The organism is Corallococcus macrosporus, assembly GCF_017302985.1.
Classification (GTDB): domain Bacteria; phylum Myxococcota; class Myxococcia; order Myxococcales; family Myxococcaceae; genus Corallococcus; species Corallococcus macrosporus_A.
The window spans coordinates 588,921-604,811 of the sequence record NZ_JAFIMU010000007.1; the positions used below are offsets into that span (position 1 = coordinate 588,921).

The following is a 15,891-nucleotide window of genomic DNA, read 5'->3' on the forward strand; positions in this document are numbered from 1 at the left end:
TTCCCTCAGGCTGTGACCCGAACGCTACACGGTGAAACCCGACGCGGAGCCACGGGCTCCCTGACCAGGCGGGCTTGACTACTTAGGAGTCCTAACTTAGATCTAGACGCATGACTGGGAAGCTACCGGGGTACTTCGACGCGAACAGCGAGTCGCTGTCCGCGCGCATCGCGACCGGGCTGCACAAGCTCGGGCTCGCGATGAAGCAGCAGTCGTGGCAGCAGGCGAACGGGGCGGGCCTGTCCGCCACGCAGGGGCAGATCCTCGCCGCGCTGGTCGCGCAGGGCCCCCTCACCGGCTCGGAGCTGAGCGAGCGCCTTGGCGTGACGCTCCCCACCATCAGTGATTCCGTCCGCGTCCTCGTCGAGAAGGCGCTCGTGACCAAGTCCCCGGACCCGAGGCACCCGCGTGCCAGCCTCCTGACGCCCACCGCGCAGGGCGCGACGCTCGGTGCCCGCGCGCGGTCGTGGCCCGAGTTCATGGCGGACGCGGTCGCGGACCTCTCCCCGGACGAACAGCGCGCGTTCTTCTCCGGCATCGTGAAGATGATCCGGATGCTTCAGGAGCAGGGGCTCGTGCCGGTCACCGGCATGTGCGTGACCTGCAAGCACTTCCGTCCCAACGTGCGCACCGGCCCGTCGCCGCATCACTGCGCCTTCGTGGACGCACCCATCTCCAGTGAGCAGTTGCGGCTCGACTGCCCGGAACACGAACGCGCGCCGGAGCCGGTGCGGCGAGAGGTCTGGGAGCAGTTCCTGCGTCGCGACTGACGCCACCTCGCCTCAAGCACGAGTGAAGACAGATTCCGCGGCCCTTCCGGCCGACGGCGACAGCGGAGCCTTGCTCCACGAAGGAGAAGCAGCGATGAACTCCATCCCCGGCTACACCCATGGCACCCCGGTTGTCTCACGCTCGCCGGTGTCACTCGGCGACTTCGAGCAGATGAAGGCCAGCGTCCTGTTCGGCGAAGAGGACGTGAAGTACCTCCGCATGTCGCATGACATCGTGAAGGGGCGCGTCGAGGCCATCCTCGACGTCTGGTATGGATTCGTCGGGAGCCAGCCGCACCTGCTCGCGTCGTTCAGTGGAAAGACGGACGGCAAGCCCCTGGGCGACTACCTCACCCCGGTCCGCAAGCGCTTCGGCCAGTGGATCCTCGATACGGCCAGCGCCCGGTACGACCAGGCCTGGCTCGACTACCAGCACGAGATTGGCCTGCGGCACCACCGGGTGAAGAAGAACAAGACGGACGGCGCACCTTCGACGGACCTCGTGCCGTTCCGCAACCTGTTCGCGCTCATCTTCCCGGTCACCTTCACCCTGCGCCCCTTCCTGGCGGAGCAGGGCCACTCCGCGGAGGACGTCGAGAAGATGTATGCCGCGTGGGTGAAGTCCTGCCTGCTGCAGGTGACGCTCTGGGCCCACCCGTACGTCAAGGACGGGGACTTCTGATGACACCGCGCCTCGCACCCGCGTGGCGGACGACCACGTGGCTCAACACCCCGGAGCCGCTCACCCTCGAGCGGCTCCGCGGCAAGGTCATCCTCCTCCACGCCTTCCAGATGCTCTGCCCCGGCTGCGTCGCCCGGGGCATCCCGCAGGCCCAGCGTGTCGCGGAGCTCTTCGCGGGCGCGCCGCTCGCCGTGGTCGGGCTGCACACGGTCTTCGAACACCACGAGGCCATGAAGCTCGAATCCCTCCGGGCGTTCCTCCACGAATACCGCGTGAAGTTCCCGGTGGGCGTGGACGCACCGGGCGAAGGCGGGAATCCCATCCCGCAGACCATGGACGCGTACGCCATGCGGGGGACGCCGACGACGGTCCTCATCGACGCGCAGGGACGCCTTCGCCGGCAGCTCTTCGGTGTTCACGACGACCTGCTGCTGGGCGCCGAGCTGCAGACCCTGCTGCTCGAGGCCCAGGCGGGCCCGGTGTCCGGTGTGCAGCGCCCTGCCACCGAGGTTCTTCCCGCCGCGGCCTGTGACGCGAGCGGCTGCGCCGCGCCCTCCCGCTGAGGGAGCAGGGCGGCGGCGTCACGGGCCGTCGCGCCTGGACGAAATCCGTTTTCGCTCCGCGTGGGCGCCCATTAACGTGGGTTCCCCAGCAGCCCTGTCCCACCTGGAGACGATATGTCGCGCGAGTATCCCGAGGAGCAGCTCCTGGCGTTCGTCCAGGCCATGGCCAACGTGGCGGCCAGCGATGGCCGCGTCACCGAGGACGAGCGGCAGCAGCTCGATGACGTGGTGCGGGGCATGGGGCTGTCACCCCGGGATGAGCAGGTCGCCGCGGTCATCGAAGCGGAGTTCAAGAAGCCCGGCAACCTCACGGACATCGTCCGCAAGATTGAAGTCCGTGAGCTGCGCGTCTCCCTGCTGCGCATGCTCGTCGAGGTGGCCTGTGCCGACGGCGAAATCGCCAACGAGGAGCGCAAGGCCGTGAAGGACGCCGCCAGCGCCTTCGGTTTCGACGTGGCGGCCGCCGACGAGCTCATCGGCTGGACGCTCGACTCCATCAAGCTGGAGCAGCGCGAGCAGCAGATCATGTCGAAGCTGCTCTGAGACGGGCGGAGGCCCGGTGCGGGAGATGGCCCCCGCACCGGAAGCACCACCGGAAATTGACCCGTCTCAGAATTCGCTCAGCACGTTGATGACCTTGCCGTCGTTGGCCACCACGCGAAGGCGGCTGAAGCCCCAGACCTTGCTGGTCTGAACGGCCTTCACATGCAGCACGCCGTCCTGCTTGCTTCCGGAGAGCGGAATCTTCAGTTCGGCGACCGCGTCATCGCCGTGAGACTGGGTCCTGCCAGAGAAGAAGAAGGCGCCGCTCACGGGCGAGCCCAGCGACTGGACCACCTGACGGTGGTTCACCACGCGAGCCAGGGCCTCCTCATGGGGAAACTGACTCCGCAACCACATGCCTCCGCAGCCGCAGCACATCAACGGAAGTCCCACGAGCGCTCCGAGCACCCACTTCAGCGTCGGCGACATTGCTGGCTCCTGGCCCTCTGGGGGGCGTGACGACGTGGCGAGGAGCATCCTAAATGCCTATCGAAACCGGCAAAAACGGATGGGCGACGCGGCGTCCCTGGGAGGCATCACATGACTGACATTCCACGCAAGCCCATGGACGCCCCGGAGCGAATGGCCCGCGCCCTCGTTTCGCTGGACGGGGTGTCGGTCGGGGATGCCTTTGGCGAGCGGTTCTTCGGCCCGCACGAGCGCGGGTGGAGCAGCGGCTCCTGCCCCGCGCGCCATGGACATACACCGACGACACCGAGATGCCGCTGGCCCTGGTCCAGGTGCTGGAGGACCACGGGCACGTGGACCCGGACGGGTTCGCGAACCTCCTGGCGAAGCGCTACCGCCGCGACAAGAACCGCGGCTATGGCGCCACCGCGCACGACATCCTGTGGAAGCTGGGACACCGTGCCCTTCGCCGTGTGGTGCGCGGCCAGACACCTGGACTCCTTCGAGGAGGCCCTCTGGTGCACGGTGGCCGGCTTCGGGGACCGGGACACCACGTGCGCCATGGTGGGAGGAATCGTCGCCCTGAGCGCCGGGCACGATTCCATTCCCTCGCCCTGGCTTTCCGCCCGGGAGCCGCTGCGCCGACGCTAGATTCGGGGCCGTGAGCGCCTTCCCGACCGACCTGCCTCCCGCCGATGCCACTCCCTTGCGCGGAGGGCCCGTGCTGCGCTGGGGCGTGCTCGCGCCCGGGCGGATCGCGGGGGGCTTCGTCTGGGCGCTGCATCGGCACACCGACCAGCGCGTCCAGGCGGTCGCCTCGCGCGACCCCGAGCGCGCCGCACGCTTCGCCTCGCAATACGGCATCGCGCGTGTCCACGGGTCCTACGAGCAGCTCGTCGCGGACCCGGACGTCGACATCGTCTACGTGGCGTCTCCCCACAGCGAGCACAAGCGTCAGGCCCTGCTCGCCATCGCCGCCGGCAAGCACGTCCTCGTGGAGAAGCCGCTCGCGCTCAACGCCGCGGAGGCTCGCGACATCGCGCGGGCCGCTCGCGCCGCGAACGTCTTCGCGATGGAGGCCCTGTGGTCCCGCTTCCTTCCCCAGACGCTGCTCATCGAACGGCTGCTGCGCGACGGCGTGCTCGGGGACATCCGGCTCGTCGCGGCGGACTTCGGGGGCCGCTTCGACTTCGACCCCGAAGGCCGCGTCTTCAACCCCGCGCTCGGCGGGGGCGCCCTGCTCGACATCGGCATCTATCCCATCTGGCTCGCGCACCTAGTGCTGGGCCCTCCCCCGCACGTGCACGCCACGGGGTCGCTTGCCCAGACGGGGGTGGATGGACAGGCGGCCCTCGTCCTCACCTACCCCCAGGGTGCCCAGGCGCTGCTGCACACCACCCTCTTCGCGGAGACGCCCCAGGAGGCGGTCATTGCGGGAACGCACGCGCTGCTCCAGATTGACTCGCGCTTCTTCACGCCCGGCGGCTTCACGCTGAAGGCCGCGCGGTCGGATCAGCGGCTGCGCTGGACCGACGCGTCCGGTCTCCACGGCAGCGAAGGTCTGGCCTGGCAGGCGGCCGCGGTCGCGCTGCACATCTCCGAAGGACGCACCGAGTCCCCGCTGCACCCGCTGGAGCACAGCGTCGCCCTGCTCGAGACCATCGACGCCGCGCGGGCCCAGTTGTTGACGTCCTGACGCCGGGCTTCCCCATCCCCCCGCCCGTGCCTCGGGTAGCGACCCGAGCGGAGCCGCCATACACTGCGTGCGACTCTACGCTCGGAGGACGTCATGGGTTTCCTGCGGCCCCACGCTGAACGCATCTACGCACTGCTCCGGATCATGTCGGGGCTGATGTTCATGCAGCACGGTCTGCAGAAGCTCTTCGGACTGTTTGGCGGGGTGCCCGCGGGGGCACCCGCCTTCGTCGTCTACGGCGCGGGAGGCATCGAGTTCCTGGGCGGCTTGCTCATCGCGCTGGGGCTGTTCACCGGCCTCGCGGCGTTCATCGCCAGCGGCACGATGGCGGTCGCCTTCTTCCTCGGGCACGTGGTGCCCAACGGCGGCAACCTCATCCCCATCGCGAACCAGGGCGAGCTCGCGGCGCTCTACTGCTTCGTCTTCTTCTACATCGCCGCGCGCGGCTCCGGCATCTGGAGCGTTGACGCCGCGCGCCGGGGGACGCCGCGCACGTAGTGCGTGCGACACCGCACGCCGCGTCCCCGGCCGGAGGGCTGGACGGCCGCCCTCCAGGGCCCACGTCGAGGGGCCAACCTTCGTCCGACACACCCCGCCAGCCCCCAGGGGCCGTGTGTTAACGAACGCGGCTGATGAGCTCCTCGACCCGCACGAGCGCGACCGCCCCCAGCGACCCCGAGACGTCGGACGTCCACCGCCGCGAGGCCGCGGCGGTGCTCGAGGGCGGAGGCGAGATGGGCGCCCTCATGCGCTCCATCGACTGGACGCGGACGCCCGTGGGCGCGCCCGGGACGTGGCCCCAGTCGCTGCGCACGGCGGTGAGCATCCTGCTCGAGTCGCGCTTCCCCATGTACATCGCGTGGGGGCCGCGGATGGTCCAGTTCTACAACGACGGCTACCGGCCGGTGCTGGGCGCGACGAAGCACCCGGCGGCCATGGGCCACAGTGCGCAGAGCACGTTCGCGGAGAGCTGGCACATCATCGGCCCGATGTTCGAGGGCGTGAGGCAGGGCACGGCGGTCGGCTCCGAGGACTGGATGCTGCCGCTGGACCGCAATGGCTACCTCGAGGAGTGCTACTTCACCTATTCCTACAGCCCCATCCGGGATGAGAGCGGCGGCGTCGGGGGCGTGCTGGTCACCCTCACCGAGACGACCGGCAGGGTGCTGGGCGAGCGGCGGCTGCGGACGCTGCGGGACCTGGCGGCGCGGACCGGGGCGGTGAAGCGCGAGCAGGACGCCTGGCGTGAAGCCGCGGCCGCGCTGGAGACCAACGGCTTCGACATCCCCTTCGCCCTGCTGTACCGCCAGGGCGACGCGGGCCAGGGCCTGGAGCTGGTGGCGACGACGGGCTGGGGGCAGGACACCACCACGCCCGCCGCGCTCTTCGGCACGGACCCGGCCGGCGCCGCGTGGCCCTTCGCGGAGGCGGCCGGCGCCCGGGGGCCGAAGCTCGTCACGGACGTGCAGGCGCGCTTCGGGCCGCTGCCCGGCGGCAGGTGGCCGGAGTCTCCCCGCACGGCCTGGCTCTTCCCCATCGCGCGGGCCGGCGCCGAGCACCCCTACGGCTTCCTGGTGGCGGGCGTGAGCGCGCGGCGCGCCCCGGACGACGACTACCGCGGGTTCCTGGGGCTGGTGGCGGACCACCTCGCGACGGCGCTCGGCAACGCCCGCGCCTACGAGGAAGAGAAGCAGCGGGCGGAGGCGCTGGCGGAGCTGGACCGCGCGAAGACCGCGTTCTTCAGCAACGTGAGCCACGAGTTCCGCACGCCGCTGACGCTGATGCTGGGCCCCATCGAGGACGGCCTCGCGGATGGCCGGCAGCCGCTGCCTCCCGCGCAGCGCGAGCGCCAGGAGGTGGTGCGCCGCAACGGGCTGCGCCTGCAGAAGCTGGTCAACACGCTGCTCGACTTCGCCCGCCTGGAGGCGGGGCGCGCCCAGGTGTCCTTCGTCCCGACGGACCTCTCCGCGCTCACCGTGGACCTGGCGAGCAACTTCGACTCCGCCGCGACCGCCGCCGGGCTCACGCTGCGCGTGGACTGCCCGCCGCTGCCCGAGCCCGTCTACGTGGACCCCTCCCTCTGGGAGAAGGTCGTCCTCAACCTGCTCTCCAACGCGTTCAAGTACACGCTCCAGGGGGAGATCCGCCTCGCGCTGAAGTGGCTGGGCGCGCAGGTGGAGTTCACCGTGCAGGACACGGGCATTGGCATCCCGGAGGAGGAGCGGCTGCGCGTCTTCGAGCGCTTCCACCGCGTGGAGGGCGCCCGGGGGCGAAGCCACGAGGGCACCGGCATCGGCCTGGCGCTGGTGAAGGAGCTGGTGCAGCTGCACGGGGGACGCGTGACGGTGACCAGCACGCTCGGCCAGGGGAGCACCTTCCACGTCCTGCTGCCCACCGGCACCGCGCACCTGCCCCGGAAGCCGGACGCGCGGGAGCCCGTGCTCCCGCCCACCGGCATGGGCCCCGGTGCGTTCCTCGCGGAGCTGTCCCAGTGGAACGAGGCCGCGCCCGCCGCGCCGCGGTCCACCGTCCGCGCGGACGCCCGCATCCTGGTGGTGGACGACAACGCGGACATGCGCGCCTACCTCACCCGGCTCCTGGAGCCCCGGTGGAGCGTGGAGGCGGTGAACGAAGGGAGCGCCGCGCTCGCCGCCGCGCGTGCCCATGCGCCCGACCTCATCCTCTCCGACGTGATGATGCCGGGGCTCAATGGCCTGCAACTGGTCCAGGCGCTGCGCGCGGACGAGCGCACGCGCGCCATCCCCATCCTCCTGCTGTCCGCGCGCGCGGGCGAGGAGGCCACCATCGAGGGGCTCGACAGCGGCGCGGACGACTACCTCGTCAAGCCCTTCTCCGCGAACGAGCTGCTCGCGCGCGTCAACGCGCAGCTCACCGTCGCACGGCTGCGGCAGGACGCCCTGACCGCGGAGCGCGAGCACACGGCGGAGGCCCAGCGGCTGCTGGAGGAGTCCCGCCGCGCCACGCGCCTGCGCGAGGAGACGCTCGCCGTCGTCAGCCACGACCTGCGCTCGCCCCTGACCGCCATCCGCGCCGCCACGGAGCTGCTCCAGCGGCTGCCACCCGAATCCGAGGCGACCGCCCGCGCGCGCAAGCAGGCGGACGCCATCCGCCGCTCGGTGGACCGGATGAACCGGCTCATCGAGGACCTGCTCGACCTGGCGAGCATCGACGCGGGCACGCTCGCCATCGAGGTCCACCCGCAGCCGGTGGAGGCGCTGCTGCGCGATGTCCGCGAGCTCTTCGAGCCCCAGGCCACGGAGAAGGGCCTGAAGCTCGTCGTGGAGCAGGAGCCCGGGCTCACCCTGGGGTGCGACCGGGAGCGCATCGTCCAGGCGCTCGGCAACCTCGTGTCCAACGCGCTGAAGTTCACCCCCGCCGGAGGCAGCCTCCACCTGCGCGTGGAGCGCGAGCCCGGCACGGACGACCTGCACTTCCGCGTGGCGGACACCGGCCCGGGCATCCCCGCCAGCGTGCAGCCGCACCTCTTCGACCGCTACTGGCACGCGACGCAGCGGCGGCGCGACGGTCATGGCCTGGGCCTCTCCATCACGAAGGGCATCGTGGAGAGCCACGGCGGATACATCCGGGTGGAGAGCGAGCCCGGCCAGGGCACCACCTTCCACCTCATCCTTCCGCGCGAGCCGCGGGTCCTGGCCGCCGCCGTCGCGCCCGTCCCGCGCGCTCTCGCCCCGGAGCCCACGCCGTCCACGCGGCCGGCCACGGAGGAGCCCTTCATCCAGCAGGGCGGCGACATGGGCGCGATGATGCGGGCCCATGACTGGTCCACCAACTCGCTGGGCCCGCTCGCGCAATGGCCGCAGTCGCTGCGCACGTCCGTCAGCACGATGCTGCGCTCGCCCTACCCCATCATCCTCTTCTGGGGCCCCGAGCTGCGGATGCTCTACAACGACCCGTTCCGGCCCATCCTGGGGGCGAAGCATCCCCAGACGCTGGGCGCGCGCGGCAGCGAGGCGCTCGTCGAGGAGTGGGGGCAACTGGGCCCGTTGATCCAGCGCGCCCAGGACACGGGCGAGCCCATCTACATCGAGGACGGGAACGTCAACTTCGCGCGCCGGCCCGGCGGCCTGCGGGAGGAGTCCTACTTCACCTGGTCCTACAACCCGACCATCGGCGAGTCGGGGGAAATCGCGGGCATGTTCGCCATCGCCAGCGAGACGACGCGGCAGGTGGTGGGCGACCGCCGGCTGGCCATCCTCCGCGAGCTGTCCATCCGCACGGCGCTGGACAAGACGGTGGAGGGCATCTTCCGCTCGCTGGAGGACGTGCTCGCGCAGGCGGCGCACGACCTGCCCTTCGCGCTGCTCTACCTCGTGAAGGGAGACCAGGCGCGGCTGGTCAGCTGCGCGGGCCTGGAGCGCGGGACGGCCGCCGCGCCGGTGACGCTGGCCGTGGGCGACACGGCCTCCTGGCCCCTCGCGACCGTCACGGGCGCGCGGCAGGAGGTCCTGATGGAGGACCTGGCGAAGCGCTTCGGGCCGCTTCCCGGCGGGCCCTGGCCGGAGCCCACGACGCGCGCGCTCGTCCTCCCGGTGCCCGTGGGCGCGGACGCGGACGCCATGGCGGTGCTCGTGGCGGGCCTGAGCCCCCTGCGCGCGCTGGACGACGAGTACCGCGGCTTCCTGCAACTGCTGGCGCGGCAGCTGGCCGCCGGCATCTCCAGCGCCCGCGCGTATGAGCAGGAGAAGCAGCGGGCCGAGGAGCTGTCCCGGCTGGACGCGGCGAAGACGGCGTTCTTCAGCAACGTGAGCCACGAGTTCCGCACGCCGCTCACGCTCATCCTCGGCCCCATCGAGGACGCGCTGGCGAGGACGACGAAGACACTGGAGGGCGAGCCACTGGAGCTGGTGCGCCGCAATGCCTTGCGGCTCTACAAGCTGGTCAACACGCTGCTCGACTTCTCCCGGATGGAGGCGGGACGGGCCCAGGCCAGCTACAAGCCCATGGACCTGGCCGCCTTCAGCACCAGCCTCGCGAGCGCCTTCCAGTCCGCCGTGGAGAGCGCGGGCCTGCGGCTGGTGGTGGACTGCCCTCCTTTGCCCGAGCCCGTCTACGTGGACCCGGAGATGTGGGAGAAGGTTGTCCTCAACCTGCTCTCCAACGCGGTGAAGTACACCTACCACGGGGACATTCGCGTGAGCCTGCGGTGGGAGGACGCGCAGGCGGTGTTGCGCGTCCAGGACACGGGGGTGGGCATCCCCGAGGAGGAGCTCCCGCGCGTCTTCGAGCGCTTCTACCGCGTCCGCGTCACCCAGGGCCGCAGCCACGAGGGGACGGGCATCGGACTCGCGCTGGTGCAGGAGCTGATGAAGCTGCACGGAGGCGCCGTCACGGTGACGAGCCAGCTGGGCCAGGGCACCACGTTCACGGTGCGGCTGCCCGGGGGAACGGCCCACCTGCCCGCGGAGCGCGTCGAGCGCACGTCCGCGCCGCTCCCGCTGTCCTCGGCCGCCGCGCCCTTCGTCGAGGAGGCGCGCCGCTGGTCCACGGACGTCATCGCTCCGGACACGGAGGCCGCTTCCGAGTCCCTGGCGGCGGAGGTCTCCCCGGAGCTCGCGCGCTCCCGCATCCTCCTGGTGGACGACAACGCCGACCTGCGCACCTACGTCATGGGGCTGCTCAAGCAGGCCTTCCCCTACGTGGAGACGGCGCGCAACGGACAGGACGCGCTGGAGCAGGCGCGCGCCCGGCCGCCGGACCTCATCCTCTCCGACGTGATGATGCCGGTGCTGGATGGCTTTGGCCTGGTGCGCGCGCTGCGCGCCGACGAGCGCACCCGCGCCATCCCCATCATCCTGCTGTCCGCGCGCGCGGGCGACGAGGCCACGGTGGAAGGCCTGGGCAGCGGCGCGGATGACTACCTGGTGAAGCCCTTCTCCGCGCGCGAACTCCAGGTGCGGGTGCGCACCCAACTGGAGATGGCCCGCGTGCGCCGGGAGGTGGTCCGCAACGAGGTGGAGCGGGACGCGCTGCGCGAGTCGCTGCGGACGCGGGACGAGTTCCTGCGGCTGGTCAGCCACGAGCTGCGCACGCCGGTGAGTGCGCTGTCGCTCAACATCCAGTCCCTGGTGCGCAGCCTGGACGGCCCGGCCGCGGACGCGGCGCCGGAAGCCACCCGGGGCAAGGCGCGGACGACGGAGAAGCACCTCCAGCGCCTGGCGCGCCTGGTGGAGCAGCTGGTGGACGTGTCGGAGTTCGTCACCGGGCCGCTGGACCTCTCCCGCGAGGAGGTCGACCTGGCGCGGCTCGCGACCAGCGTCGTGGAGCGGTCCCGGGAGAAGGCCCTGCGCGCGGACTGCGTCCTCACCCTGGAGGCGCCCCAGCCGGTGGTGGGACGCTTCGACCGCGCGAGGCTGGAGCAGCTGCTCGACAGCCTGGTGGACAACGCCCTCAAGTTCGGGAAGGGCAAGCCCGTGGAGGTGCGCGTGGCCCACGCGGCGGACGGGGTGAGCCTGGCGGTCCGGGACCATGGCGAAGGGGTGGGCCTGGAGGACCAGGAGCGGGTCTTCAGGCGCTTCGAGCGCGCGGTCCCCGCGAACCACCACGGCGGCTTCGGGCTGGGCCTCTGGATGGCCCGCCACATCGCGGAGGCCCACGGGGGCCGCCTGCACCTGGAGCCCACGGAGGGCGGGGGTGCCACCTTCACCACGGTGCTGCCGCTGGACGCGGCTTCGGGAGGGTGACCTCCGGTCGCTGGAGCACGGCCCCCCTGAGCTGTGCTAATCCCGCAGGCCCGTAGGCAGCACCTCACCCTCCTTCATCCCGGAAGACCTCCATGGCCGGCAGCAGCCTGATTGCGCTCATCGACGACATCGCGACCATCCTGGATGACGTCTCCATCCTGACGAAGGTGGCGGCGAAGAAGACGGCGGGCGTGCTGGGAGACGACCTGGCGCTCAACGCGCAGCAGGTGACGGGCGTGAACGCGGACCGCGAGCTGCCGGTGGTCTGGGCGGTCGCGAAGGGCTCGCTGGTCAACAAGGCCATCCTGGTGCCGGCGGCGCTGGCCATCAGCGCGGTGGCGCCCTGGCTGGTGACGCCGCTCCTGATGGTGGGCGGCGCCTTCCTCTGCTTCGAGGGCTTCGAGAAGCTGGCGCACAAGTTCCTCCACAGCAAGGAGGAGGACGAAGCGCACCACGCCGAGCTGCGCGAGGCGCTGGCGAACCCGAACGTGGACCCGGTGGCGCTGGAGAAGGACAAGATCAAGGGCGCGGTGCGCACGGACTTCATCCTCTCCGCGGAGATCATCGCCATCACGCTGGGCACGGTGGCGACGGCGGACTTCACCACCCGCGTCACGGTGATGGTGGGCATCGCCCTCATCATGACGGTGGGCGTGTACGGGCTGGTGGCGGGCATCGTGAAGCTGGACGACGCGGGGCTCTACCTCAGCCGCAAGGGCGGCTTCGCGAAGGCACTGGGCGGGGGCATCCTCCGCGCGGCGCCGTTGCTGATGAAGTTCCTGTCCGTGGCGGGCACGGCGGCCATGTTCCTGGTGGGCGGCGGCATCCTCGTGCACGGCGTCTCCAGCCTGCACCACGCGGAGGAGTCCTTCACCGCCTGGGCCGGCCGCGTGCCCGGCGTGGGGAGCATCCTGGGCGGGCTTGCCCCCATGCTGCTCAACGCCGCGGTGGGCCTGGGCGCCGGCCTCGTGCTGGTGCTGCTCTTCACCCTGGGCCAGAAGCTGTTCAAGGGCCGGGGCGCGAAGAAGTAGCGCGGATCCTGGGGGCCAGGCGCTCGCGCGCGAACGCTTCGAGCGTCGTGGGCGTCGTCGTCTCCGCGGTGCGAGGCTCGGAGGGCCGGTAGTCCGGCTGGCCGAAGCCCCGGAACATCTGGGCGTAGGCCTCGGCGACGGAGGGGCTCATGCCGCGCATCATGAAGTTGTGCCGGAGGGTTTCAGCCGGAACCCGCTGGCACCGCAGGGGCCCGCCGAGCACGCGCCCCAGGATGTCCGCCAGCTCGTTCGCGCTCAGGTCCTGGGGGCCGTGCACGCCCCGGACGTGATGGCCGCTCCAGGAGGCATCCAGCAGCCAGCGGGCGGCCACGTCCCCGACATCGCGCGTAGCCACCAGCGGGTACTGCTTGTCGGGAGGCAGCAGGGTGAAGAGCTGCCCGCCCTTCAGCGTGTCCACCGACGCGAGCAGGTTCTCCATGAAGCCCGCGCACCGCAGCGACACTGTGTGCGGCGCGGCGGCTTCCAGCAGCTTTTCCACCTCGCCCGCGAAGGTGACCTGGCCCAGGTCCGGACGGTCCGCGCCGTGGCTGGACACGAAGACCACGCGCGGGATGCGGTTCTCCTGGAGGGCCCGCGCCGCGTTCCGCGCCAGGTCCAGGGTGTAGGCCCTGAAGTCCTGCACGCCGTAGGTCGTCGGCGTCAGCCAGAGCAGGGCGTCGGCACCACGGGTCGCGCGGACCACGAAGGCGCCATCTTCCAGGGTCCCCTGCTCCACCTGGACCCGCGAGCGCAGCGGCTCCGGCAGCTTCTCCGGGTGGCGGACCAGCGCGACTGCCTGCGCTCCTGACTGAACGACCTGCTCCAGGGCACGGCCCGCGACGGGTCCCGTGGCTCCGACCAGTGCGATTCTCATCATGGCTTCCGTCTTTCTTGAACGGCTGCGGTGATTCGCAGTGCCTTGACTGTCCGCGAAATGGTGACAGCCTGTGGCACCTTTGAAGAAGGCACCCCACGAGAACGTCAGCGAGCGCCTGGACCGGCTCCTGGGCCTGCTCGCCTCCCAGCGGAGCTGGAACGGCCCGGGGCTCGCGGCGGAATTGGGCGTCAGCCTGCGCACCCTGCGCAGGGACATGGCGCGGCTCGCGGCGCGCGGGGTTCCCATCGAAGCGGAGCGGGGACGCGGTGGCGGGGTCCGGGTGCCAGCGCGCATGGGCCTGGGACGGCTCCAGCTCAACCACCGCGAGGCGCTCGACCTGCTCCTGGCGCTGGCGATTGGTGAGCGCATGCGCTCGCCCCTGCTCCTGTCGAGTTTGAAGGGGCTGCGGCAGAAGATCGCGATGGCCTTCCCTCCGGAGGAGCGCAGCCGCATCAACCGGCTGCGGCGCCGCATCCTCCACGGACCCCTCGCGTCGCAGCGGGTCTCGGACACCTGGGAGAATCCGCGTCCGGCGGTGCTGGGGCTCGTGCAGGACGGCTTCTTCGAGCAGCGCGCCATCGAGGTCGTCTACCGGAGCGCGAGGGAGCGGACCACGCGGGTCGTGGAGCCCCACTACCTGATGCTGGCGTGGCCCGCCTGGTACCTGCTCGTCTGGGACCATTTCCGTGAGGCCATCCGCATCCTGCGGCTGGACCGCATCGAGTCCGCCCGGCTCACGGACAGGACCTTCCAGCTCCGCGAGGCCGACGCGATGCTGCTGGTGGCCAGGGACCTCTTCACCGCCGTCTGAGGGCCGTTCGCCGCACGCGGGTGCCCGTTCACCGCAGGCACGTTCCCACCGGCTGAACGCTTTCCCGGCGCGAGGCCAGCACAGGCACCGTGCCGCCCACGTCCCCTTCGACTGGAAAGCGCCCCATGCCGCGTCGGTTGCTCGTGTCGTCGTTCCTGTTCCTTGGCCTCACGGGCGCTCCCGCCCTCGCCGCGGACACCCTACCCAAGGACCGCCATGCACAGGTGGATGCACTCTTCGCGCCCTGGAGCGGCAAGACCACGCCCGGCTGCGCCGTGGGCATCTCCCATGAGGGCACACTGGACTACGCGCGCGGCTACGGCATGTCGGACCTGGAGGACGACGTCTCCATAACGCTCCGGTCCGTCTTCCTCATCGCGTCCATCGCCAAGCAGTTCACCGCGTTCTCCATCGGGCTGCTGGCGCAGGAGGGCAAGCTCTCGCTGGACGACGACATCCGCAAGCACCTGCCGGAGCTTCCTGCCTACGCAAAGACAATCACCGTCGCGCACCTGATGCACCACACCAACGGCCTGCGCGAACAGGGACAGTTGCTGAACCTGGCCGGCTGGCGCGGCGATGACGTCTACACCGAAGCGGACATCCTCTGGGCGCTCAGCCGGCAACGCGGCGTGAACTTCGAGCCGGGCTCGGAGGTCCTGTACGGCAATGCCGCGTACACGCTGCTGGGAATCATCGTGCGGCGCGTCTCCGGCCAGTCGCTGCGGGCGTTCACCGACGAGCGGATCTTCAAGCCGCTCGGAATGACCGACACCCACTTCCGCGATGACCACTCGGAGCTCGTGCCCCGGCGCGCGTGGGGCTACGGCCCGCGCGAAGGCGGCGGCTGGCGGCTCAGCGTCCCCAACACCGACCACTACGGCTCAAGCAACCTGTTCACCACGGTCGGCGACCTGCTGAAGTGGGAACAGAACCTGCTCGACGGGCGCGTCGGTGGACAGGCACTGGTCACGCTGATGCGGACCTCCGGCAGGCTGAACGACGGCACCGTCACCGGCTACGGCGGGGGCCTGAGACTGGAGGGGTATCGCGGCCTGCGCATGGTGAGCCACGACGGCATGGAAGGTGGCTACCGCGCGGAAGCGCTCCTCTTCCCGGACCACCGTCTGTCCATCGTGACGCTGTGCAACGGCGGCAACATCGACGCCGGAGAGCTCGCGCGGAAGGTGGCCGACGTCTACCTGGGCAGGCACCTGAAGGACGTGATGCCCCCGGCCGTGAAGTTCGCGGAGGCGAAGCTGGCGGAGCTGGCCGGCAACTACTGGGGCCCCCAGACGGATGAAGTGGTGCGGCTGGAGTTCAAGGACGGAGCGCTGCGACAGGTCGGCGTGCCCACGGCCTTCGTGCCCATTGGCAACGGCGCGTTCCGTCCGGGCGAGTCGATGCACCAGTGGCGCTTCTCCACACCGAAGGCCAATGCCCCACGCGAGCTGAGCATCCAGGACTTCTGGCCGACGACGCGGAAGTTCATCCGCCTGAGCGCGCCCGTGCCCACGGGCCCGGCGCTGGCGACGTTCGAGGGGAAGTACCGCAGCGACGAGCTCGACACGACCTACGCGGTGCGCGTCGTGGACGGCAAGCTGGCGATCCGCTGGCCCCGCAGGGATGAAGTCATACTGGATGCCGTGGACGGTGAACGCTTCGTGGGCTCGCTCGGCGCGGTCACGTTCACGCGCGCGGCCTCCGGTGGAATCGACGGGCTGCTGATCAGCAACCGCCGGCTGCGCCGGCTGCGCGCGCAGAGGCTGGGAGACGCGAGCTGATGAG

General features: G+C 70.9%; 13 protein-coding genes and 1 pseudogene. 12 read left to right on the top strand and 2 right to left on the bottom strand.

The genetic code is table 11. The annotated features are described in order from the left end of the window. Positions 1–110: 110 nt before the first annotated feature. From JYK02_RS14675 to JYK02_RS14690, 4 genes are all read left to right on the top strand, one after another. The gene (locus tag JYK02_RS14675) at positions 111–770 is read left to right on the top strand and encodes a MarR family winged helix-turn-helix transcriptional regulator (protein ID WP_207051545.1); all 660 of its coding nucleotides are present in this window, start codon (positions 111–113) and stop codon (positions 768–770) included. A gap of 94 nt (positions 771–864) precedes the next feature. Next, the gene (locus JYK02_RS14680) at positions 865–1,452 is read left to right on the top strand and encodes a protoglobin domain-containing protein (RefSeq protein WP_207051546.1); all 588 of its coding nucleotides are present in this window, start codon (positions 865–867) and stop codon (positions 1,450–1,452) included. Then, positions 1,452–2,015: a redoxin family protein gene (locus JYK02_RS14685; RefSeq protein ID WP_207051547.1), complete on the top strand. Its 564-nt coding sequence runs from the start codon at positions 1,452–1,454 to the stop codon at positions 2,013–2,015. Before JYK02_RS14680 ends, JYK02_RS14685 begins: the two co-directional genes overlap by 1 nt. 114 nt (positions 2,016–2,129) lie before the next feature. After that, a complete protein-coding gene (locus tag JYK02_RS14690; RefSeq protein ID WP_207051548.1) occupies positions 2,130–2,558 on the top strand; it encodes a tellurite resistance TerB family protein in 429 nt (142 codons plus the stop codon). Between the two features lie 66 nt (positions 2,559–2,624). On the opposite strand, the gene JYK02_RS14695 is transcribed toward JYK02_RS14690, so the two are convergent. Beyond that, positions 2,625–2,987, bottom strand: coding sequence for a cytochrome c oxidase assembly factor Coa1 family protein (locus tag JYK02_RS14695; RefSeq protein ID WP_207051549.1), 363 nt, complete (start codon positions 2,985–2,987; stop codon positions 2,625–2,627). 236 nt (positions 2,988–3,223) lie between these two features. Between JYK02_RS14695 and JYK02_RS40905 the strand changes: the two are divergent. The 6 genes and pseudogenes from JYK02_RS40905 to JYK02_RS14720 form a co-directional block, all read left to right on the top strand. Further along, positions 3,224–3,386: pseudogene (locus JYK02_RS40905) on the top strand (ADP-ribosylglycohydrolase family protein); the annotation flags it as partial. After that, positions 3,384–3,617 carry an ADP-ribosylglycohydrolase family protein gene (locus JYK02_RS39645; protein WP_242588749.1) on the top strand — a complete coding sequence of 78 codons (234 nt, stop codon included), beginning with the start codon at positions 3,384–3,386 and terminating at the stop codon, positions 3,615–3,617. The pseudogene JYK02_RS40905 and the gene JYK02_RS39645, both read left to right, overlap by 3 nt. Positions 3,618–3,627: 10 nt before the next feature. Further along, the gene (locus tag JYK02_RS14705) at positions 3,628–4,662 is read left to right on the top strand and encodes a Gfo/Idh/MocA family protein (RefSeq protein WP_347402499.1); all 1,035 of its coding nucleotides are present in this window, start codon (positions 3,628–3,630) and stop codon (positions 4,660–4,662) included. Positions 4,663–4,755: 93 nt separating this feature from the next. Next, positions 4,756–5,160 (top strand): DoxX family protein, encoded by a 405-nt coding sequence (locus JYK02_RS14710; RefSeq protein WP_207051551.1) that lies wholly within the window; start codon positions 4,756–4,758, stop codon positions 5,158–5,160. 134 nt (positions 5,161–5,294) lie between these two features. Continuing rightward, entirely contained in the window at positions 5,295–11,384 is a 6,090-nt protein-coding gene (locus JYK02_RS14715) for an ATP-binding protein (RefSeq protein ID WP_431603480.1), read from the top strand. Positions 11,385–11,476: 92 nt separating this feature from the next. Then, positions 11,477–12,415 carry a DUF808 domain-containing protein gene (locus JYK02_RS14720; RefSeq protein ID WP_207051552.1) on the top strand — a complete coding sequence of 313 codons (939 nt, stop codon included), beginning with the start codon at positions 11,477–11,479 and terminating at the stop codon, positions 12,413–12,415. Here the strand turns inward: JYK02_RS14720 and JYK02_RS14725 are convergent. Continuing rightward, on the bottom strand, positions 12,390–13,292 hold the full coding sequence (locus JYK02_RS14725) for an NAD(P)H-binding protein (RefSeq protein ID WP_207051553.1): 903 nt from the start codon (positions 13,290–13,292) through the stop codon (positions 12,390–12,392). The two genes, JYK02_RS14720 and JYK02_RS14725, sit on opposite strands and share 26 nt — an antisense overlap. 70 nt (positions 13,293–13,362) lie before the next feature. Between JYK02_RS14725 and JYK02_RS14730 the strand changes: the two genes are divergently transcribed. Both JYK02_RS14730 and JYK02_RS14735 read left to right on the top strand, forming a co-directional pair. Further along, complete coding sequence (locus JYK02_RS14730; protein ID WP_347402500.1) at positions 13,363–14,103, top strand: helix-turn-helix transcriptional regulator; 741 nt, start codon at positions 13,363–13,365, stop codon at positions 14,101–14,103. Positions 14,104–14,228: 125 nt separating this feature from the next. Then, on the top strand, positions 14,229–15,887 hold the full coding sequence (locus tag JYK02_RS14735; RefSeq protein WP_207051554.1) for a serine hydrolase domain-containing protein: 1,659 nt from the start codon (positions 14,229–14,231) through the stop codon (positions 15,885–15,887). Positions 15,888–15,891 lie beyond the last annotated feature (4 nt).